The following is a 20,974-nucleotide window of genomic DNA, read 5'->3' as shown; positions in this document are numbered from 1 at the left end:
AAGCTAGTAAGATCCCTGAAAGATGATCAGGTTGATAGGTTCGAGGTGGAAGCATGGTGACATGTGGAGCTGACGAATACTAATAGATCGAGGACTTAACCATATAATATGTAGCAAATGTTATCTAGTTTTGAAGGAATATGCCTTCATAGTTTGGTGATGATGGCAGAGAGGTCACACCCGTTCCCATACCGAACACGGAAGTTAAGCTCTCTAGCGCCGATGGTAGTTGGGACCTTGTCCCTGTGAGAGTAGGACGTCGCCAAGCAAAAACCTAAGTCGTTTCGACTTAGGTTTTTTTGTGTTTATTTATATATCAAATGTCATAATCCGTAAATTTAGTAATCTTAATGAGAGAAAAGAATGAAAATGAGGCTATTGAGAGTAACTGTTATTTCTTACTACAAGTATATATTTTACATAATGAGAGTAAGAAAAGCGGGATGATATAAGAATGAAAATAAGTATCCAATCATTACAGTAATGAATGCGATACAAAGGAATAGAAACGATATGCTTTATTCCGCATTAACGGGCAGTAAGACCCCCACCTCAAATTTCAGCGGAAGCAAAGAAGCTAGGTAGGGGATCAACTGCCCGTAAAAGCCTGATTGGTGAGGGTTGATTAAAGTTTCACTTTATATAAAAGCATACGGAATTAATATACAAACCGTTTTGTGTATGGTAGATCTCTAGAAATATATATTCTAATTGCTTATCCTTCTTGCATATAGTTACAATTATTCTTTTGAATATAACTAAAACACGAACGTTATTGGTGAGTAATAAAAAAACATTCGATTATTTGTTGACATTGTTTATAAAATATTGTTAATATAGCCATAGAAAGAATAATATATAAGACCTCATATAATCGCGGGGATATGGCCTGCAAGTCTCTACCTAACGACCGTTATTCGTTAGACTATGAGGGAAAGTCACTCGGTATTTTTCTATTCACAAGGGATACGTATGCCTGAGTAGAGCGCTTTCTCTCATAGTAAAAGAGAAACTGTTCTATTTCAGGCTTTTTTTATTTGAATCGGGGGGATTCTAATATGAAATCACTAGTTGGAGTCATAATGGGAAGCACGTCAGACTGGGAAACAATGAAATATGCTTGTGACATTTTAGATGAATTAAATATACCGTATGAGAAAAAAGTTGTATCCGCTCATCGGACTCCGGATTATATGTTTGAATATGCAGAGACGGCTCGTGAACGTGGATTGAAGGTTATTATTGCTGGAGCTGGTGGAGCAGCGCATTTACCAGGAATGGTTGCAGCGAAGACGAATCTTCCTGTAATCGGAGTGCCAGTTCAATCAAAAGCGTTAAACGGCTTAGATTCATTATTATCCATCGTCCAAATGCCAGGAGGGGTTCCAGTTGCAACTGTTGCAATTGGTAAGGCTGGTTCAACAAATGCTGGTTTACTTGCTGCACAAATACTTGGATCATTCCATGATGACATACATGATGCATTAGAATTGAGAAGAGAAGCAATTGAAAAAGATGTGCGCGAAGGTAGTGAGCTAGTATGACGAGAATCATTTTACCCGGAAAAACAATCGGCATTATTGGAGGCGGCCAGTTAGGAAGAATGATGGCATTGGCAGCTAAGGAAATGGGATATAAAATTGCTGTTTTAGATCCTACAAAAAACTCACCATGTGCACAAGTTGCTGATATTGAAATTGTTGCATCATATGACGATTTAAAAGCAATTCAGCATTTAGCGGAGATCAGTGATGTTGTCACATATGAATTTGAGAATATTGATTATAGATGTTTACAATGGCTTGAAAAACATGCTTACTTACCGCAAGGCAGTCAGTTGTTAAGTAAAACACAAAATCGTTTTACAGAAAAGAATGCGATTGAGAAAGCAGGATTACCAGTAGCAACGTATAGATTAGTTCAAAATCAAGATCAGCTTACTGAAGCAATCGCTGAATTATCATATCCTTCCGTCTTAAAAACGACGACAGGCGGATATGATGGGAAAGGGCAAGTTGTTTTAAGAAGTGAGGATGACGTTGATACAGCGCGAGAGCTTGCGAATGCAGCAGAGTGTATTTTAGAGAAATGGGTGCCTTTTGAAAAAGAAGTATCAGTTATTGTCATTCGTAGTGTAAGTGGTGAAACGAAAGTATTTCCGGTAGCGGAAAATATTCATGTAAATAACATTTTGCATGAATCCATCGTTCCGGCTCGCATTACAGAAGAACTTTCTCAAAAAGCTATTGCTTATGCAAAAGTGCTTGCGGATGAACTAGAACTTGTGGGAACACTAGCGGTAGAGATGTTTGTTACAGCTGATGGTAAGATTTACATTAATGAATTAGCGCCAAGACCTCACAATTCAGGACACTATACACAGGATGCATGTGAAACGAGTCAATTCGGCCAACATATTCGAGCAATCTGTAATTTACCTCTTGGAGAAACAAATTTGTTAAAACCAGTTGTCATGGTAAACATTTTAGGCGAACATATAGAAGGGGTCCTAAGACAAGTGAATAGATTAACCGGGTGCTATTTACATTTGTATGGAAAAGAAGAAGCAAAAGCGCAGCGAAAAATGGGGCATGTTAATATTTTAAGTGATAATATTGAAGTCGCTCTAGAAAAAGCGAAGAGTTTGCATATTTGGGACCATCAAGAACAACTGTTGGAGGGAAAAAGATGATTAGTCGTTATACACGCCCAGAAATGGGTGCAATTTGGACGGAAGAGAACAAATTTAAAGCGTGGTTAGAAGTTGAGATTTTAGCTTGTGAAGCATGGGCTGAGCTTGGCGATATTCCGAAAGAAGATGTTAAGAAAATTCGTGAGCATGCATCATTTGATATTGATCGTATTTATGAAATTGAAAAAGAGACACGTCATGACGTAGTTGCATTCACTCGTGCTGTATCAGAAACACCAGCATTAGGCGAGGAACGTAAATGGATTCATTACGGTTTAACATCTACAGACGTAGTAGATACAGCATTATCTTATATCTTAAAACAAGCGAATGAAATCATATTAAAAGACTTAGAAAACTTCGTAAGTATTTTAGCTAATAAAGCAAAAGAGCATAAATACACGATCATGATGGGAAGAACACACGGTGTTCATGCAGAACCAACAACATTCGGTTTAAAACTTGGTCTTTGGTATGAAGAAATGAAACGTAACGTAGAGCGTTTCAAACAAGCTGCTAATACAGTTCGTGTTGGTAAATTATCTGGTGCGGTTGGTACATATGCAAATATCGATCCATTCGTAGAAAAGTATGTTTGTGAAAACTTAGGATTAGAAGCAGCACCAATTTCAACACAAACATTGCAACGTGATCGCCATGCTCATTACATGTCAACACTTGCATTAATCGCAACATCTATTGAAAAGATGGCAGTTGAGATTCGTGGTTTACAAAAGAGTGAAACACGTGAAGTTGAAGAAGCTTTCGCAAAAGGTCAAAAAGGTTCTTCTGCAATGCCGCATAAGCGTAATCCAATTGGATCTGAAAATATGACTGGTTTAGCTCGTGTTATCCGCGGTTATATGATGACAGCTTATGAGAATGTTCCATTATGGCATGAGCGTGATATTTCTCATTCTTCAGCAGAACGCGTAATTTTACCAGATGCTACAATCGCGTTAAATTACATGCTAAATCGCTTTGGTAATATCGTTAAAAACTTAACTGTATACCCAGAGAATATGAAACGCAATATGACAAGAACATACGGCTTAATTTATTCTCAGCGCGTAATGCTTACATTAATCGATAAAGGTATGGTGCGTGAAGAAGCTTACGATATCGTACAACCTAAAGCGATGGAAGCTTGGGAAACACAAGTACAATTTAAAGAGCTTGTAGAAGCTGATGAGCGTATTACGAGCAAGTTAACACAAGAAGAAATTAATGAATGCTTCAACTATGAGCATCATATGCAACACGTTGATACAATCTTTGAACGCCTAGGATTAAACGAAGCGTAAAATTTCATATGGCACAGAATAGAGTCATTCTGTGCCATTCTTTATAAAAACATTATTCACATTTTTCAAACTACAGGGGGCTTGCGAAATGCAAAAGCTAGAATTGCTGTATGAAGGTAAGGCAAAAAGAATTTATCGTACAGAATCAGCAGATATGGTTTGGGTAGAGTACAAAGATAGTGCGACTGCTTTCAATGGGGAGAAAAAAGAGACGATTACAGGAAAAGGTCGTTTGAACAATGAGATTACAACTTTATTGTTCAGAAAGTTACAAGAAGTAGGAATTAAAACACACTTTGTTGAGAAGCTATCTGAAACAGAACAACTTGTTAAAAAAGTGAGTATTATTCCTTTAGAAGTTGTCACAAGAAATGTAATTGCAGGAAGTCTTTCAAAACGATTAGGAATGGAAGAGGGAACTGTACTTGCAGAACCAATCGTAGAATTTTACTTCAAAGATGATGATTTAGGAGATCCGCTTGTAACGGAAGATCATATTCGTGTATTAAACGTTGCATCGCCAGAGCAAGTAAGCGTATTACGAGATATGGCTCTACAAATCAATCAAGTGTTGATTGATCATTTCGCAAGCTGTCGTGTAAGATTAGTAGATTTCAAATTAGAGTTTGGTGTAACGGATGAAGGAGAAATCATTTTAGCAGATGAAATTTCACCAGATACTTGCCGTTTATGGGATGAAACGAGCAATGAGAAGTTTGATAAAGACGTATTCCGTCGTGATCTTGGAAATTTAACAGATGCTTATGAAGAGATTTTAAAACGTTTAGGGGGAATTTCACATGTATAAAGTTAAGGTATATGTAACATTAAGAGAAAGCGTATTAGATCCACAAGGAACAGCAGTAAAAGGAGTACTTCATAGCCTTTCATTCACAGAAGTACAAGATGTTCGAATTGGAAAGTACATGGAACTAACAATTGATAAATCGGTAACTGACTTAGATAGTAAGGTAAAGGAAATGTGTGAAAAACTATTAGCAAACGTTGTAATGGAAGACTTCCGTTATGAAGTTGAGGAGGTTGTCGCACAGTGAAATTTGCCGTAATAGTATTTCCAGGTTCGAACTGTGATGTCGATATGTTCCATGCAATTAAAGATGAGCTTGGCGAAGAAGTAGATTACGTTTGGCACGATACAGAGAATTTAGATGAATATGATGCAATTCTACTACCAGGTGGTTTCTCTTACGGTGACTACTTACGCTGCGGTGCTATTTCTCGCTTTGCAAATGCAATGAAAGCAGTACAAAAAGCTGCTGAGCAAGGAAAGCCAATTTTAGGTGTATGTAATGGATTCCAGATTCTTGTTGAATCAGGATTATTACCAGGAGCATTAATGAGAAATGAAAACTTAAAATTTATGTGTCGAACAGTTCAGTTACGTGTTGAAAATAATGAAACGATGTTTACATCACAATATGAAAAAGATGAAGTAATCAATATTCCAATTGCACATGGTGAGGGGAATTACTATTGTGATGAAGAGACTCTTAAACAATTAGAAGAGAATAATCAAATCGCATTCCGTTACGTAGAAAACCCGAACGGAAGCGTTTCAGATATTGCTGGTATTGTAAACGAAAAAGGAAATGTACTTGGTATGATGCCACACCCAGAGCGTGCTGTAGATGAATTACTTGGCGGTGCTGAAGGGTTAAAAGTCTTTCAATCTATCTTAAAACAGTGGAGGGAAACATATGTCGTTAATGCTTGAACCAAATCCAACACAAATTAAAGAAGAGCGCATATATGCGGAAATGGGGCTAACAGACGAAGAGTTTACCATGGTTGAAAAGATTTTAGGCCGTCTGCCAAATTATACAGAAACAGGATTATTCTCTGTTATGTGGTCTGAACATTGTAGTTATAAAAATTCAAAACCAGTGCTTCGAAAATTCCCAACAACAGGTGAGCGTGTCTTGCAAGGACCTGGGGAAGGTGCTGGCATTGTAGACATCGGTGATAATCAAGCGGTTGTATTTAAAATGGAAAGTCATAACCACCCTTCTGCTATTGAGCCATATCAAGGAGCAGCAACAGGTGTTGGCGGTATTATTCGTGACGTATTCTCTATGGGAGCACGTCCAGTAGCTCTATTAAACTCACTTCGATTTGGAGAATTACAATCACCACGTGTGAAATACTTATTCGAAGAAGTAGTAGCAGGAATTGCAGGATACGGTAACTGTATCGGTATTCCAACTGTTGGCGGCGAAGTACAGTTTGATCCATGTTATGAAGGAAATCCACTTGTAAATGCAATGTGCGTAGGCTTAATTAACCACGAGGACATTAAAAAAGGGCAAGCGCACGGTGCTGGAAATACAGTAATGTACGTAGGAGCATCAACTGGTCGTGATGGTATCCACGGTGCAACATTCGCATCTGAAGAGTTATCTGAAAGCTCAGAAGCGAAGCGTCCAGCAGTTCAAGTAGGAGATCCATTTATGGAGAAACTTCTTATCGAAGCTTGCTTAGAACTTATTCAATCGGATGCACTTGTTGGAATTCAAGATATGGGTGCAGCTGGTTTAACATCATCTTCTGCAGAAATGGCAAGTAAAGCAGGCATGGGTATTGAAATGTACTTAGATGATGTACCACAGCGTGAAACAGGAATGACACCATATGAAATGATGCTATCTGAATCACAAGAGCGTATGTTAATTGTTGTGAAAAAAGGTAGAGAACAAGAGATAGTAGATTTATTTGAGAAGTATGGTCTTGCAGCCGTTACGATGGGGAAAGTAACGGAAGACAAAATGCTTCGCTTATTCCATAAAGGTGAAATGGTAGCTGAAGTACCAGCAGATGCTCTTGCAGAAGAAGCACCAATTTACCATAAACCATCACAAGAAGCAGCATATTTTGCTGAGTTCCAAGAAATGAAAATGGAAACGCCGAAAGTAGAAAACTATAAAGAAACGTTATTCGCTCTATTACAACAACCGACGATTGCAAGTAAAGAGTGGGTTTATGATCAATATGATTATCAAGTTCGCACAAGCACAGTTGTTACACCAGGTTCAGATGCAGCAGTTGTACGTGTACGCGGTACAGAAAAAGGATTAGCAATGACGACAGATTGTAACTCTCGCTACATTTATTTAGATCCAGAAGTGGGCGGTAAAATTGCAGTAGCAGAGGCAGCACGTAATATCGTATGTTCTGGCGGGGAGCCACTTGCAATTACAGATTGCTTAAACTTCGGTAACCCAGAAAAACCAGAAATCTTCTGGCAAATTGAGAAATCAGTAGATGGTATGAGTGAAGCTTGTCGCACATTACAAACACCAGTTATTGGCGGAAATGTATCAATGTATAACGAACGTAGTGGTGAAGCGGTATACCCAACACCGACAGTTGGGATGGTTGGACTTGTACACGATTTAAAACATGTAACAACACAAGAGTTTAAGCAAGCTGGCGATTTAGTTTATGTTATCGGAGAGACGAAAGCTGAGTTTGGTGGAAGTGAATTACAGAAAATGCTTCACGGCAAAATTTTCGGTCAATCACCAAGTATCGATCTAGACGTAGAATTAAAACGTCAAAAACAAGTATTAGCAGCCATTCAAGCTGGCCTTGTTCAATCTGCACATGACGTTGCTGAAGGTGGTTTAGCAGTTGCAATTTCAGAAAGTGCAATTGGTGCTAACGGCTTAGGTGCTACTGTGAAATTAGACGGGGAAGCAACAGCGGCATTATTTGCGGAATCACAATCTCGCTTCGTAATAACTGTAAAACGTGAAAATAAAGAAGCGTTCGAAAAAGCGGTAGAAGCAATTCAAGTTGGAGAAGTAACAAATACAAATGAAGTAACAATTCATAATGAAGAAAATGAAGTATTACTTACAGCAAATGTAGATGAAATGAGAAAGGCTTGGAAAGGGGCAATCCCATGCTTGCTGAAATAAAGGGGTTAAACGAAGAATGTGGCGTTTTCGGAATTTGGGGGCATGAAAATGCGGCACAAGTTTCATACTACGGATTGCACAGTTTACAGCACCGTGGACAAGAAGGCGCAGGCATTGTCGTAAATAATGGAGAGAAAATCGTCGGTCACAAGGGGTTAGGCTTAATATCAGAAGTGTTTTCAAGAGGAGAGCTAGAAGGATTGAACGGAAAATCAGCAATCGGACACGTACGATACGCGACGGCTGGTGGAAGTGAAGTGGCTAACGTTCAACCATTACTATTCCGTTTTTCTGATCATAGTATGGCATTAGCTCATAACGGGAATTTAATTAATGCCAAAATGCTTCGTCGTGAATTAGAGGCAGAGGGCAGTATTTTTCAAACAAGTTCAGATACAGAAGTACTTTTACATCTTATTAAACGTAGTACGAAAGATTCGTTAATTGAAAGTGTAAAAGAAGCTCTAAATAAAGTGAAAGGTGCGTTTGCATATCTTTTACTAACTGGAAATGAAATGATTGTTGCGCTAGATCCAAATGGATTCCGTCCCCTTTCAATTGGAAAGATGGGAGATGCTTACGTTGTAGCATCAGAAACATGTGCTTTTGATGTAGTAGGTGCAACATACATTCGTGATGTAGAACCGGGTGAATTACTTATCATTAATGATGATGGAATTCACGTAGATCGTTTTACAAATGATGTAGAACATGCAATTTGTAGTATGGAATACATTTACTTTGCACGACCAGATTCTAATATCGCAGGCGTTAACGTTCATGCAGCACGTAAAAACATGGGGAAACGTTTAGCGGCAGAAGCTCCTATTGAAGCAGATGTTGTTACTGGCGTACCAGACTCTAGCATTTCAGCTGCGATTGGCTATGCGGAGGCGACAGGCATTCCATATGAGTTAGGATTAATTAAAAATCGTTACGTTGGACGTACATTTATTCAACCTTCTCAAGAACTGCGAGAGCAAGGGGTTAAGATGAAGCTTTCAGCAGTAAGAGGTGTGGTTGAGGGGAAACGAGTTGTTATGATTGATGATTCTATCGTACGAGGAACAACGAGTAAACGAATTGTTCGTATGCTTCGCGAGGCTGGAGCGACAGAAGTTCACGTAAGAATAGCTTCACCACCTTTGAAATATCCATGTTTCTATGGCATTGATATTCAAACGAGAAAAGAATTAATTGCAGCAAATCATACGGTAGAAGAAATTCGTGAAATAATCGGTGCAGACTCATTAACATTTTTAAGTGAAGATGGATTAGTAGATGCAATTGGACGTCCATATGAAGGGAAATACGGTGGCCTTTGTATGGCGTACTTCAATGGAGATTATCCAACAGCTCTTTATGATTATGAGCAAGAGCTTTTAGAAAGTATAAAATAAGAAGAAAAAAGCTTCTACTTCTTTTGATGTAGAAGCTAGCTTCTTTCTTAAAACGGCCCGCACAGGATAGGGAGAAATTAAAAGACGAGGTGTAAATAACGATGGCGAATGCATATAAGCAAGCAGGAGTAGATATTGAAGCTGGATATGAAGCGGTATCTCGCATGAAAAAACACGTACAAACAACAATGAGAAAAGAAGTACTAGGCGGTTTAGGCGGTTTTGGAGGTATGTTTGATCTATCAAAATTTGCATTAGAAGAACCTGTATTAGTATCTGGAACAGATGGCGTGGGAACGAAATTGATGCTCGCTTTTATGGCAGATAAACATGACACAATTGGTATTGATGCAGTAGCAATGTGTGTAAATGATATTGTTGTCCAAGGAGCAGAGCCGCTTTTCTTCCTTGATTATATTGCTTGTGGTAAAGCTGAACCTAGTAAAATTGAAAACATCGTCAAAGGTATATCAGAGGGCTGTCGCCAAGCAGGTTGTGCTTTAATTGGTGGAGAAACAGCTGAAATGCCAGGAATGTATTCTACAGAAGAATACGATTTAGCTGGTTTTACAGTTGGGATTGTTGATAAAAAGAAAATTGTAACAGGTGAAAAAATTGAAGCTGGTCACGTATTAATTGGCTTGGCATCTAGCGGTATTCATAGTAACGGTTATTCTTTAGTACGAAAAGTATTATTAGAAGATGGAGAGCTATCTTTAAATCGCATTTACGGACGCTTAGAGCTACCTCTTGGTGAAGAATTATTAAAACCAACGAAAATTTATGTCAAACCTATTTTAGAACTATTGAAGAAATATGAAGTATACGGTATGGCGCATATTACAGGTGGCGGATTCATTGAAAATATTCCACGTATGTTACCAGAAGGAATCGGTGCAGAAATTGAATTAGGATCTTGGGAAATTCAGCCGATTTTCAGTTTACTTCAAGAAGTTGGCAAGCTAGAAGAGAAAGAAATGTTCAATATTTTTAACATGGGTATTGGTATGGTAGTAGCGGTGAAGGAAGAAGATGCAAAAGATATCGTCCGTCTTCTTGAAGAGCAAGGAGAAACAGCTCGTATTATTGGACGTACTGTACAAGGGGCTGGCGTTACCTTCAATGGGGGCACAGCACTATGAGTAGATTAGCAGTTTTTGCTTCTGGAAGCGGATCTAACTTTCAATCTCTCGTTAATGCAGTAGAAGAAAAAAGATTGGATGCAGAAATTAGTTTATTAGTATGTGATAAACCAGAAGCACGCGCTGTTGGGCGAGCACATTATCATCATATCCCGTGTTTCGCTTTTTCAGCGAAAGCATATGAGTCAAAAGAAGCGTTTGAAAAAGAGATATTAAAGAAGCTAGAAGAGTATGAAATTGATTATGTTATTTTAGCTGGATATATGCGTTTAATTGGACCAACTTTACTAGAAGCTTACGGCGGAAGGATTATTAATATTCATCCATCACTATTACCGAGTTTTCCAGGGAAAGATGCTGTTGGTCAAGCGTTAGAAGCAGGTGTGAAAGTAACTGGAGTAACGATTCATTATGTAGACGCAGGTATGGATACAGGGCCAATTATTGCACAAGAAGCAGTAGTTGTTTCTGAAGGGGATACGAGAGAAAGCTTACAAAAGAAAATTCAACAAGTTGAACATAAATTATACGTAAATACAGTGAATCAAATTGTTCAATCTACGAAAGAACCAACTGTTAACTAACATACAACCAGGGGTGAAGGGTAAATGAAAAAGCGTGCATTAGTAAGTGTTTCAGATAAAACAGGAGTAGTAGAATTTGTTAAAGGTTTACTAGAACAAGGGATCGAAGTTATATCAACAGGTGGTACGAAAAAATTACTAGAAGAAAACGGCTTACAAGTAATCGGTATTTCTGAAGTAACTGGTTTCCCAGAAATTATGGATGGTCGTGTGAAAACATTACATCCAAATATTCATGGTGGTCTATTAGCAGTTCGCGATAATGAAACGCATGTAGCACAAATGAATGAGTTAGGTATAGAGCCAATTGATTTTGTTGTCGTTAACTTATACCCATTCAAAGAAACAATCGCTAAGCCTGATGTAACATTTGCTGATGCAATTGAAAATATTGATATCGGTGGCCCGACAATGATTCGCTCTGCTGCGAAAAATCATAAATTCGTATCTGTAATTGTAGATCCAGTAGATTATGATGTTGTATTAGCTGAATTAAAAGAGAACGGTGAAGTAGCAGAGGAAACAAAACGTAAACTAGCAGCAAAAGTATTCCGTCATACAGCAGCATATGATGCACTAATTTCTAATTACTTAACAGAGCAAATGGGTGAAGAAAGTCCTGAAACATTAACTGTGACATTTGAGAAAAAGCAAGACTTACGTTATGGCGAGAACCCACATCAAAAAGCAACTTTCTATAAAGCGCCATTCGCAGCAACTTCTTCTGTTGCATACGCAGAACAATTACACGGTAAGGAATTATCGTATAACAATATTAATGATGCAGACGCAGCGCTTAGCATCGTGAAAGAATTTACAGAACCAGCAGTAGTAGCGGTAAAACATATGAATCCATGTGGTGTTGGAGTAGGTACGGATATTCATGAAGCATACACACGTGCTTATGAAGCGGATCCAGTATCCATTTTTGGAGGCATTATTGCAGCGAATCGTGAAATTGATAAAGCTACAGCTGAAAAGTTACATGAAATTTTCTTAGAAATTATTATTGCACCTTCTTTCTCAAAAGAAGCTTTGGAAGTATTGCAAAGTAAGAAAAACTTACGTTTATTAACTGTAAATATTGAAAAAGCGACAAGCGCAAGCAAAAAATTAACTTCTGTACAAGGTGGCCTTCTCGTTCAAGAGGAAGATACGTTATCATTAGATGAAAGTACAATTTCAATTCCAACGAAACGTGAACCTTCAGAGCAAGAATGGAAAGATTTAAAATTAGCTTGGAAAGTTGTAAAGCATGTGAAATCAAATGCAATTGTTTTAGCAAAAGATGATATGACAATTGGTGTCGGTGCGGGACAGATGAACCGTGTAGGTTCTGCAAAAATCGCAATTACACAAGCTGGTGAAAAAGCACAAGGTAGCGCGCTTGCATCTGATGCTTTCTTCCCAATGCCAGATACATTAGAAGAAGCAGCAAAAGCAGGAATTACAGCAATCATTCAACCAGGCGGATCAATCCGTGATGAAGATTCTATTAAAGTGGCGGATACATATGGGATTGCTATGGTGTTCACTGGCGTACGTCATTTCAAACACTAATAGAGGAAGTTTAAAAAGTCCGGTTAAGATAATCTTCCTTTTTAAACTTTGATTGATATGAAAAAACAAACTAGGAGCATAGCTTCTAGTTTGTACTTATTTAAATATTGGGGGATGAAATATGAATGTTTTAGTAATTGGACGCGGTGGGCGTGAGCATGCTTTAGCTTGGAAGTTTGCACAATCTGAAAAAGTAGAAAAGGTATATGTAGCACCAGGTAATGAAGGTATGCGTGATGTTGCAACGCCAGTTGATATTGATGAAAATGATTTTGATGCATTAGTTTTATTTGCTAAAGAGAACCATGTAGAATTAACTTTCGTTGGCCCAGAAATACCACTTATGAATGGAATTGTTGATCGTTTTAAAGAAGAGGGACTTCGCGTATTTGGTCCGAATCAAGCGGCTGCTGTTATTGAAGGTAGTAAAGCTTTTACAAAAGAGCTTATGAAAAAATATAATATTCCAACTGCAGCGTACGAAACTTTTACAGACTATGAAGAAGCAGTAAAGTACATTGAAAAGGTTGGTGCACCAATTGTTATTAAGGCAGACGGTTTAGCGGCTGGTAAAGGTGTAACGGTAGCAATGACACTTGAAGAGGCATTACAAGCTGTGAAAGAAATGCTGCAAGATGTAAAGTTCGGGGAAGCGAGTAAGAAAGTTGTTATTGAAGAGTTTTTAGATGGACAAGAATTTTCATTAATGGCATTTGTGAATGGAACAACTGTACATCCGATGGTAATTGCACAAGATCATAAACGAGCTTTTGATGGTGATAAAGGTCCAAATACTGGCGGAATGGGTGCATATTCTCCAGTACCACAAATTTCGGAGTCAGCAGTTCAAGAGGCGATTGAAACGGTGTTACATCCAACTGCTAAAGCGATGATCCAAGAAAATCGATCGTTTACAGGAATTTTATATGCGGGACTTATTTTAACAAATGATGGTCCAAAGGTAATTGAATTTAATGCACGTTTTGGCGATCCTGAAACTGAAGTTGTATTACCCCGTTTAGAAAATGATTTAGTGGACGTATGTAACGCTGTATTAGATGAAAGTGAGTTAACGTTACAATGGTCAGAGGAATCGGTAATTGGTGTTGTGCTTGCTTCGAAAGGATACCCGGAAGCATATAAAAAAGGTGAAATTATTAAAGGGCTAGATACATTGCAAGATGTAATTGTTTTCCATGCGGGTACAGCAATGAAACATGGTGACTTTGTGACAAACGGTGGCCGTGTACTATTTGTTGCTTGTAAGGCGAATAGTTTACAAGAAGCAAAAGATAAAGTATATAAAGAAATCGGTAAAATTGAGAGTGATGGTCTATTTTACCGAAGTGATATAGGATATCGTGCAATTGGGCATGAGATGACGAGAAATTAATATGTGAAAAATCCCGCTGATTCCTCAGCGGGATTTTTTATGCATCTTTATCCTTTTTTAATTTCCCTTTTTGCTTTGCCATTTCTCGAAGTAAATATTCGATGTGTGCATTGACGCTACGAAACTCATCATTCGCCCATTTTTCGATGACTGCGTGTAATTCAGGATCAATACGTAATGGAAAGCTTTTCTTTTTAGCCATAAGGATTTACAACCTTTTAGTATAGGCTTCCTGTATTAATAACTGGTTGCGCACCTTTGTCTGAAACGATGGCAACTAATAAGTTATTCACCATATTTGCTTTACGCTCGTCATCGAGTTCTAGTACGCCTTCTTCATCTAACATATGGATTGAATCTTTGGCCATCTTCACAGCACCTTCAACAATCTCTTTTCTAGCAGCTAATACTGCTTTTGCTTGTTGACGTTGTAGCATTGCATGGGCAATTTCTGTTGCGTAAGCTAAATGTGTTAAACGAGTTTCTAATACTTCTACGCCAGCAATTTCAAGGCGTGCTTCTAACTCACGTTTTAATTCTTCAGAGATTTCTTCAGTGTTTCCACGTAACGTAATGCAAGTTTCATCTTGAAAATTGTCATAAGGATATTTTGTTGCAACGTGGCGGATTGCCGTTTCACTTTGAATTTCTACAAATCGATCATAATGTTCAACGCCGAACATTGCTTTTGCAGAATCAACAACTTTATAGACGATAACAGCTGCAATTTCAATTGGATTTCCGTCAACATCATTCACTTTTAATTTCTTACTATTAAAGTTTTCAACACGTAACGATACAGTTTGACGGAATGCGAACGGAATCGTTAAAAATAAACCGTTTTGACGAATTGTTCCTAAATAATTACCGAAAAACGTAATGACTTTTGCTTGGTTTGGTTGAACAATACCAATACCTGTAGCAAGAACTGCGGCTAAAATAATAGTTAATGCTGCTCCTATGAAAATTTCTTGCACGAGGAAAAATACACCGATAGCGGCTAAAATCAAAATTCCAATAATTCCAAGAAAACCATTAACATAAAATACTTGTTTTTCTTTCATATGATCGCCTCCTGATATAAAAATGATATCACTTTTATATCATTTTAATCAAGGGGGTTGCACCTAATTTTCTGAATTTTATTGATTATGTATATTTAAATACTTAAAACGAGAATGTACGTTCTGTTTCGTGGTAAAATAAAGAAGACTTAACCGCCCACTGCAGCAGCTAAGTCCCTTTGAGAGCATCTTGCATCGTGACAAATGATTCAAAGCGGTTTTGCCAGGATTATATCTTCAATCGCTGACTCAATCTCTTTGTCAGAAGCGTCATAACTTCCATTTGACTGTGGTTTGTCGTGATTGGAAGTTTGATTCGCTTCTTCTTTAGTATGTCCCTTTTTAGCAAAATCCATGCTAGGCATTTTAAATGCCCCCATGTTCATGTATTTTCCGAATTTCCACATTTCAACAATAGGGCAGAAACGAACAATTCCCTCTGCAACTTTCATTGCACCAATCCATAGCAAAATGTTAGACCAAGTGCACCAAGGTTTGCGCACGAGTTTCGTTGCACTACAACCGAAGAGGACAAGTCCGAGTGTAATTCGAATTAGGGCATTTATTGTACCGATATTTTGCTTCATTAGAAAAACACTCCTTTTATGAAAGTTGAAATAGATAATACTATTTCTTTTATTAGTATCCCTTTTGATTTTTCGGATATGTAATCCAACATTTGACGGTGAAAAAGATGTTGGAATGTGCGTGTGTGTAAGTAACTTTTTTTGTTATAATGAAAGAATGCATAAAAGGAACTTCAAAATTAAATCCTCTAGTTTAAAAAATATGGAAGAGGTAATTCCAAACTTAATTCTCCGTTTTAAACAAATATTTAAGATGAAGTTAAAACAATAATGATGAAAATAAACTGTTATTTTAAACAGAAATATATACAACTTGAGAAAAGAAAGGGTGTTTTCATGTACGATATTTCCGGATGGAAACATGTATTTAAGCTTGATCCGAATAAGGAATTAAGTGACGAACATTTAGAAATGATTTGTGAGTCTGGAACAGATGCTGTTATTGTAGGCGGAAGTGATGGGGTGACAATTGATAATGTACTACACATGCTAGTTAGCATTCGTAGATATGCAGTTCCTTGTGTGTTAGAGGTTTCTGATGTGGAAGCAATTACACCAGGATTCGATTTTTATTATATCCCAAGCGTTTTAAATAGCCGAAAGGTGGAATGGGTAACAGGCGTTCATCATGAGGCTTTGAAAGAATTTGGGGATATTATGGATTGGGACGAAATTTTTATGGAAGGATATTGTGTTTTAAATCCTGAAGCGAAAGTAGCCCAGCTTACAGATGCAAAGTGTGATGTAACAGAAGATGATGTGATTGCATACGCGCGTTTAGCAGACAAGCTATTACGTTTACCGATATTTTATTTAGAATATAGCGGTACGTATGGAGATATTGAACTTGTTAAAAATGTAAAAGCACAATTGAAACAAGCTAAGTTATATTATGGCGGCGGTATTTCTAATGCTGAACAGGCGAAGGAAATGGCGCAGTATGCTGATACAGTAGTTGTCGGAAATATTATTTATGATGATATAAAAGCAGCGTTAAAAACGGTTAAAGCAGTAAAAGGAGAGTAGGTGCAGGCATATATGAGTATGACAGATAGATTATTAAATGGTTTAAATCCGCAGCAACAAAAAGCAGTACAAACAACGAACGGACCACTTCTATTAATGGCAGGCGCAGGCAGTGGTAAAACACGTGTGTTAACACATCGTATTGCGTATTTACTTGGTGAAAAAGGAGTAGCACCATGGAATGTACTAGCTATTACCTTTACAAATAAAGCCGCTCGTGAAATGCGCGAGCGTATTGATACACTTGTCGGACCAGAAGCTGAAGATATTTGGATTTCTACGTTCCACTCTATGTGTGTACGTATTTTACGACGTGATATCGATCGCATTGGTATTAATCGTAACTTTACAATTTTAGATTCAGGTGATCAGTTAACTGTAGTCAAAAAAATTATGAAAGAGCGCAATATTGATCCGAAGAAATTTGAGCCGCGCTCTATTTTAGCTGGTATTAGTAATGCGAAAAATGAATTGTTATCTGCGGATAAATATGCGAAGAAAATTACAATTGCTGATCCGTATGAAAAATTAACGAGCGATGTATATACAGAATATCAAAAACGTCTTTTGAAAAATAACTCATTAGACTTTGATGATTTAATTATGACGACGATTCAACTATTTGAACGTGTTCCAGAAGTACTAGAGTTTTATCAGCGCAAATTCCAGTATATTCACGTGGATGAGTATCAAGATACGAACAAAGCGCAGTACCTTCTTGTTAAACATTTAGCAGCACGTTTTAAAAATTTATGTGTTGTAGGTGACTCAGATCAGTCAATTTATCGCTGGCGTGGTGCGGACATTTCCAACATTTTGTCATTCGAAAAAGACTATGAGAATGCGCAAGTTATTTTGTTAGAACAAAACTATCGTTCATCACAAAATATTTTAAATGCAGCGAATGCTGTTATTGAAAAAAATACGAATCGTAAACCGAAGAAGTTATGGACTGATAATGAAGTTGGAAGCAAAATCTCGTACTATCGTGCTGCAACGGAAAAAGACGAAGCGTATTTTGTTGCGAAAAAAATTCGTGACGATATTCAAATGGGAAAACGAAAATATACTGATTTTGCAGTGTTATATCGTACGAATGCTCAGTCTCGTATGGTCGAGGAGATTTTCCTTAAATCTAACATTCCGTACAAAATTGTCGGGGGTACGAAGTTCTACGACCGTAAAGAGATTAAAGATATTTTGGCGTACTTACGTTTAATCGGTAATCCAGATGATGAGATTAGTTTCGCACGTATTATTAACGTGCCAAAGCGTGGAATTGGTGCGACTTCTATCGACAAAATTATTAATTACGGTGTACAAAATGGAATTTCATTAACAGCTGTATTCGATGAGATTGAGCATGTTGGAGTAAGTGCAAAGGTTACAAAGGCAGTAAAGGAATTCGCAGGTTTATTACACAACTGGGTAAATATGCAAGAGTATTTATCTGTTACAGAATTGGTAGAAGAAGTTATTGAGAAAACAGGTTATCGCGATATGTTGAAAAATGAGCGTACGTTAGAAGCAGAAGGTCGTCTAGAGAACCTAGATGAGTTTTTATCTGTTACGCAAACATTTGAATCTCAAAGCGAAGATAAGAGTCTTGTTGCATTCTTAACAGACTTAGCACTTGTTGCAGATATTGATCGTGTAGATGAAGACCCAACTGCTGGTGAGGAAGTTATTTTAATGACGATGCACTCAGCGAAAGGATTAGAATTCCCAGTTGTCTTTATTGTTGGTCTAGAGGAAGGAATATTCCCGCATACTCGTTCTCTAATGGAAGAAGATGAAATGCAAGAAGAGCGTCGTCTTGCTTATGTAGGTATTACTCGTGCAGAAGAAGAGTTGTATTTATCTAATGCACAAATGCGTACTTTATTTGGTAGAACAAGTATGAATGCCGCATCTCGATTTATTACAGAAATCCCGACAGAACTAGTGGAATCATTAAATGAAACAGCGCCGAAGCGTGAAACTTCGTTTGGTGCAAAAGGAAGAGTGGCAAGTAGCAGTAAAACGACAACTACAACACGTTCTCGCTCAGCTTTCGCGCGTCCTGCAGCTAAGACGACAGGCGGCGAACAAATCGGCTGGGCAGTAGGCGATAAAGCTTCCCACCAAAAATGGGGAATCGGTACAGTTGTAAGTGTAAAAGGTGAAGGTGATGCAAAAGAATTAGATATTGCGTTCCCAAGCCCAATTGGTGTTAAACGTTTGTTAGCAAAATTTGCACCTGTGACGAAACAATAGGAAAGGAATGAGGATATGTCAAAAGAGATAGCAAAAAAACGTATAGAAGAACTACGTGATTTGTTAAATACATTTAACTATCAATATCACGTATTAGACAATCCTTCTGTTTCTGATGCGGAGTATGACCGTAATATGCAGGAGCTTATAAAATTAGAAGCAGAGAACCCAGAGTTTATGAGTGAAGATTCTCCCTCCGTTCGCGTTGGGGGAACGGTTCTTGATATATTTGAAAAAGTAACACACAAGTCACCGATGTTAAGTTTAGGAAATGCATTTAACGAAGGAGATTTACGTGATTTTGACCGACGAGTACGTCAAGGAATTGATGATGCGAATGTAAGATATATATGCGAATTAAAAATTGACGGACTTGCTGTTTCACTTCATTATGAAAAAGGACGCTTCATTCAAGGGGCAACACGTGGTGATGGTGTAACAGGTGAAGATATTACTCAAAATTTAAAAACGATTAAAGCAATCCCGCTTCGTTTAAATGAAGAAGTAACGTTAGAGGCACGAGGCGAAGCTTATATGCCGAAGCGTTCATTCGTTAAGTTAAATGAAGAAAAAGAGCAAAATGGTGAAGATGTATTTGCGAATCCGCGTAATGCGGCAGCAGGTTCAATCCGCCAACTTGATCCGAAAATTGCAGCGAAGCGTAACTTATCTATGTTTGTATACGGTCTTGCGAATGTAGAAGAAAAAACAATCCTATCACATAGTGAATCGCTTGATTTCTTAGGTGAACTTGGATTCAAAACAAATCCAAATCGACGCACATGTGAAACAATTGAAGAAGTTATAGCTTATGTAGAAGAATGGCAAGAAAAACGTCCGCATCTTGATTATGAGATTGACGGGATCGTTATAAAAGTAGATGATGTTGCTCTTCAAGAAAGTCTAGGCACTACAGCAAAGAGTCCAAGATGGGCAATTGCTTATAAATTCCCAGCTGAAGAAGTTGTAACAAGATTAACAGGCATTGAATTAAGTGTTGGTCGTACAGGGGTTGTAACACCGACTGCAGAGCTAGAGCCAGTGCGAGTGGCTGGTACGATCGTTCGTCGTGCTTCTTTACATAACGAAGATTTAATTCGTGAAAAAGATATTCGAATTGGTGACTACGTTGTTGTGAAGAAGGCTGGAGATATTATTCCTGAAGTTGTGAATGTTATTTTCGATAAGCGTACTGGTGAGGAAGAAGAATATCATATGCCAACGCATTGCCCAGCATGTGAGAGTGAACTAGTTCGTTTAGAAGAAGAGGTAGCACTTCGTTGTATAAATCCAACTTGTCCTGCTCAAATTCGAGAAGGGTTAATCCATTTCGTTTCAAGAAATGCAATGAATATTGATGGACTTGGAGAACGTGTCATTACACAACTCTTTGAGGCAGATTATATTCGTACATTTGCTGATTTATATTCGTTGACGAAAGAGCAATTATTACAGCTAGAACGATTTGGAGAAAAATCAGCAACGAATTTAGTACAAGCAATTGAGAATTCTAAAGAAAACTCATTAGAGCGATTATTATTCGGTCTTGGTATTCGCCATGTTGGAGCGAAAGCGGCACGTACATTTGCAGAGCATTTCGAAACGATGGATGCGCTTGTGAAGGCAACGGAAGAAGAACTAAAAGCAATTAATGAAATTGGTGAAAAAATGGCTCAATCCGTAGTAACGTATTTCGATAATGAAGACGTATTAGAGTTATTACAACAATTTAAAGAATACGGCGTGAACATGACATATAAAGGCATGAAAATTGCTGATTTACAAAACGTTGAGTCGTACTTCGCAGGAAAAACTGTCGTTTTAACAGGGAAATTAGAAGTTATGGGACGTAGTGAAGCGAAGAAAAAGATTGAGGCATTAGGTGGAAAAGTAACAGGAAGTGTTAGTAAAAGTACAGATTTAGTTGTTGCAGGTGAAGCGGCAGGTTCGAAATTAGCACAAGCGGAGAAACATAATGTCGAGGTTTGGAATGAAGAGAGGTTCTTACAAGAGCTAAATAAGTAAGAG

The 20,974-nt window shown here is 37.9% G+C and carries 18 protein-coding genes, 2 rRNA genes and 1 riboswitch; of the genes, 17 read left to right on the top strand and 3 right to left on the bottom strand.

All coding sequences use genetic code 11. From position 1 onward, the window contains the following. From ACTFNE_RS20345 to purD, 14 genes are all read left to right on the top strand, one after another. A 23S ribosomal RNA gene (locus tag ACTFNE_RS20345) occupies positions 1-103 on the top strand; the annotation flags it as partial. A 49-nt stretch (positions 104-152) separates the two neighbouring features. Then, positions 153-268 (top strand): 5S ribosomal RNA (gene rrf / locus ACTFNE_RS20340). A gap of 578 nt (positions 269-846) precedes the next feature. Next, positions 847-948, top strand: a riboswitch (purine riboswitch). Positions 949-1,058: 110 nt separating this feature from the next. Continuing rightward, the gene (gene purE, locus ACTFNE_RS20335) at positions 1,059-1,544 is read left to right on the top strand and encodes a 5-(carboxyamino)imidazole ribonucleotide mutase (RefSeq protein WP_000839367.1); all 486 of its coding nucleotides are present in this window, start codon (positions 1,059-1,061) and stop codon (positions 1,542-1,544) included. Then, positions 1,541-2,692: a 5-(carboxyamino)imidazole ribonucleotide synthase gene (purK, locus tag ACTFNE_RS20330; RefSeq protein ID WP_270705139.1), complete on the top strand. Its 1,152-nt coding sequence runs from the start codon at positions 1,541-1,543 to the stop codon at positions 2,690-2,692. The genes purE and purK overlap by 4 nt, the downstream gene beginning before the upstream one ends. Next, positions 2,689-3,996, top strand: a complete 1,308-nt coding sequence (purB, locus tag ACTFNE_RS20325; protein ID WP_000625677.1) for an adenylosuccinate lyase — start codon at positions 2,689-2,691, stop codon at positions 3,994-3,996. The genes purK and purB overlap by 4 nt, the downstream gene beginning before the upstream one ends. An 88-nt stretch (positions 3,997-4,084) precedes the next feature. Continuing rightward, the gene (purC, locus tag ACTFNE_RS20320; protein WP_001170542.1) at positions 4,085-4,804 is read left to right on the top strand and encodes a phosphoribosylaminoimidazolesuccinocarboxamide synthase; all 720 of its coding nucleotides are present in this window, start codon (positions 4,085-4,087) and stop codon (positions 4,802-4,804) included. Next, a complete protein-coding gene (purS, locus tag ACTFNE_RS20315) occupies positions 4,797-5,051 on the top strand; it encodes a phosphoribosylformylglycinamidine synthase subunit PurS (protein ID WP_270705140.1) in 255 nt (84 codons plus the stop codon). Before purC ends, purS begins: the two co-directional genes overlap by 8 nt. Next, positions 5,048-5,731, top strand: a complete 684-nt coding sequence (gene purQ / locus ACTFNE_RS20310) for a phosphoribosylformylglycinamidine synthase subunit PurQ (protein ID WP_000666779.1) — start codon at positions 5,048-5,050, stop codon at positions 5,729-5,731. The genes purS and purQ overlap by 4 nt, the downstream gene beginning before the upstream one ends. Then, positions 5,715-7,934 carry a phosphoribosylformylglycinamidine synthase II gene (gene purL / locus ACTFNE_RS20305; RefSeq protein ID WP_270705141.1) on the top strand — a complete coding sequence of 740 codons (2,220 nt, stop codon included), beginning with the start codon at positions 5,715-5,717 and terminating at the stop codon, positions 7,932-7,934. The genes purQ and purL overlap by 17 nt, the downstream gene beginning before the upstream one ends. Next, positions 7,919-9,334 (top strand): amidophosphoribosyltransferase, encoded by a 1,416-nt coding sequence (gene purF, locus ACTFNE_RS20300; protein WP_046199400.1) that lies wholly within the window; start codon positions 7,919-7,921, stop codon positions 9,332-9,334. The genes purL and purF overlap by 16 nt, the downstream gene beginning before the upstream one ends. A gap of 101 nt (positions 9,335-9,435) precedes the next feature. Continuing rightward, positions 9,436-10,476 carry a phosphoribosylformylglycinamidine cyclo-ligase gene (gene purM / locus ACTFNE_RS20295; RefSeq protein WP_001262445.1) on the top strand — a complete coding sequence of 347 codons (1,041 nt, stop codon included), beginning with the start codon at positions 9,436-9,438 and terminating at the stop codon, positions 10,474-10,476. Then, complete coding sequence (gene purN / locus ACTFNE_RS20290; RefSeq protein WP_000088580.1) at positions 10,473-11,060, top strand: phosphoribosylglycinamide formyltransferase; 588 nt, start codon at positions 10,473-10,475, stop codon at positions 11,058-11,060. Before purM ends, purN begins: the two co-directional genes overlap by 4 nt. A gap of 24 nt (positions 11,061-11,084) precedes the next feature. After that, the gene (gene purH, locus ACTFNE_RS20285) at positions 11,085-12,620 is read left to right on the top strand and encodes a bifunctional phosphoribosylaminoimidazolecarboxamide formyltransferase/IMP cyclohydrolase (protein WP_046199399.1); all 1,536 of its coding nucleotides are present in this window, start codon (positions 11,085-11,087) and stop codon (positions 12,618-12,620) included. Between the two features lie 121 nt (positions 12,621-12,741). Then, a complete protein-coding gene (gene purD, locus ACTFNE_RS20280) occupies positions 12,742-14,013 on the top strand; it encodes a phosphoribosylamine--glycine ligase (RefSeq protein ID WP_046199398.1) in 1,272 nt (423 codons plus the stop codon). 37 nt (positions 14,014-14,050) lie between these two features. On the opposite strand, the gene ACTFNE_RS20275 is transcribed toward purD, so the two are convergent. The 3 genes from ACTFNE_RS20275 to ACTFNE_RS20265 form a co-directional block, all read right to left on the bottom strand. Beyond that, positions 14,051-14,215, bottom strand: a complete 165-nt coding sequence (locus ACTFNE_RS20275) for a toxin-antitoxin system HicB family antitoxin (protein WP_001085171.1) — start codon at positions 14,213-14,215, stop codon at positions 14,051-14,053. A 16-nt stretch (positions 14,216-14,231) separates the two neighbouring features. Then, a complete protein-coding gene (locus tag ACTFNE_RS20270; protein WP_000660683.1) occupies positions 14,232-15,077 on the bottom strand; it encodes an SPFH domain-containing protein in 846 nt (281 codons plus the stop codon). A gap of 209 nt (positions 15,078-15,286) precedes the next feature. Beyond that, positions 15,287-15,664: a YgaP family membrane protein gene (locus ACTFNE_RS20265; protein ID WP_000812349.1), complete on the bottom strand. Its 378-nt coding sequence runs from the start codon at positions 15,662-15,664 to the stop codon at positions 15,287-15,289. A gap of 336 nt (positions 15,665-16,000) precedes the next feature. Here ACTFNE_RS20265 and ACTFNE_RS20260 point away from each other — a divergent pair, with 336 nt between their 5' ends. Genes ACTFNE_RS20260 through ligA form a run of 3 tightly spaced genes read left to right on the top strand, consistent with a single transcriptional unit; the run spans position 16,001 to position 20,971 of the window. Beyond that, complete coding sequence (locus ACTFNE_RS20260) at positions 16,001-16,690, top strand: heptaprenylglyceryl phosphate synthase (protein ID WP_046199397.1); 690 nt, start codon at positions 16,001-16,003, stop codon at positions 16,688-16,690. Positions 16,691-16,702: 12 nt separating this feature from the next. Continuing rightward, positions 16,703-18,946: a DNA helicase PcrA gene (gene pcrA / locus ACTFNE_RS20255; RefSeq protein WP_046199401.1), complete on the top strand. Its 2,244-nt coding sequence runs from the start codon at positions 16,703-16,705 to the stop codon at positions 18,944-18,946. 15 nt (positions 18,947-18,961) lie between these two features. Further along, positions 18,962-20,971 carry an NAD-dependent DNA ligase LigA gene (ligA, locus tag ACTFNE_RS20250; protein WP_000031440.1) on the top strand — a complete coding sequence of 670 codons (2,010 nt, stop codon included), beginning with the start codon at positions 18,962-18,964 and terminating at the stop codon, positions 20,969-20,971. Positions 20,972-20,974 lie beyond the last annotated feature (3 nt).

Source organism: Bacillus cereus group sp. MYBKT111-2 (assembly GCF_051915205.1).
Classification (GTDB): domain Bacteria; phylum Bacillota; class Bacilli; order Bacillales; family Bacillaceae_G; genus Bacillus_A; species Bacillus_A paranthracis.
Note: the sequence above shows the minus strand (reverse complement) of the source record. Positions and strands in the feature narration are given on the sequence as shown.

Bases quoted from the DNA above. Each gene is read 5' to 3' on its own strand.
- purE (WP_000839367.1), top strand. From the start codon at position 1,059: ATGAAATCACTAGTTGGAGTCATAATGGGAAGCACGTCAGACTGGGAA.
- purK (WP_270705139.1), top strand. From the start codon at position 1,541: ATGACGAGAATCATTTTACCCGGAAAAACAATCGGCATTATTGGAGGC.
- purB (WP_000625677.1), top strand. From the start codon at position 2,689: ATGATTAGTCGTTATACACGCCCAGAAATGGGTGCAATTTGGACGGAA.
- purC (WP_001170542.1), top strand. From the start codon at position 4,085: ATGCAAAAGCTAGAATTGCTGTATGAAGGTAAGGCAAAAAGAATTTAT.
- purS (WP_270705140.1), top strand. From the start codon at position 4,797: ATGTATAAAGTTAAGGTATATGTAACATTAAGAGAAAGCGTATTAGAT.
- purL (WP_270705141.1), top strand. From the start codon at position 5,715: ATGTCGTTAATGCTTGAACCAAATCCAACACAAATTAAAGAAGAGCGC.
- purF (WP_046199400.1), top strand. From the start codon at position 7,919: ATGCTTGCTGAAATAAAGGGGTTAAACGAAGAATGTGGCGTTTTCGGA.
- purM (WP_001262445.1), top strand. From the start codon at position 9,436: ATGGCGAATGCATATAAGCAAGCAGGAGTAGATATTGAAGCTGGATAT.
- purN (WP_000088580.1), top strand. From the start codon at position 10,473: ATGAGTAGATTAGCAGTTTTTGCTTCTGGAAGCGGATCTAACTTTCAA.
- purH (WP_046199399.1), top strand. From the start codon at position 11,085: ATGAAAAAGCGTGCATTAGTAAGTGTTTCAGATAAAACAGGAGTAGTA.
- purD (WP_046199398.1), top strand. From the start codon at position 12,742: ATGAATGTTTTAGTAATTGGACGCGGTGGGCGTGAGCATGCTTTAGCT.
- ACTFNE_RS20275 (WP_001085171.1), bottom strand. From the start codon at position 14,215: ATGGCTAAAAAGAAAAGCTTTCCATTACGTATTGATCCTGAATTACAC.
- ACTFNE_RS20270 (WP_000660683.1), bottom strand. From the start codon at position 15,077: ATGAAAGAAAAACAAGTATTTTATGTTAATGGTTTTCTTGGAATTATT.
- ACTFNE_RS20265 (WP_000812349.1), bottom strand. From the start codon at position 15,664: ATGAAGCAAAATATCGGTACAATAAATGCCCTAATTCGAATTACACTC.
- ACTFNE_RS20260 (WP_046199397.1), top strand. From the start codon at position 16,001: ATGTACGATATTTCCGGATGGAAACATGTATTTAAGCTTGATCCGAAT.
- pcrA (WP_046199401.1), top strand. From the start codon at position 16,703: ATGAGTATGACAGATAGATTATTAAATGGTTTAAATCCGCAGCAACAA.
- ligA (WP_000031440.1), top strand. From the start codon at position 18,962: ATGTCAAAAGAGATAGCAAAAAAACGTATAGAAGAACTACGTGATTTG.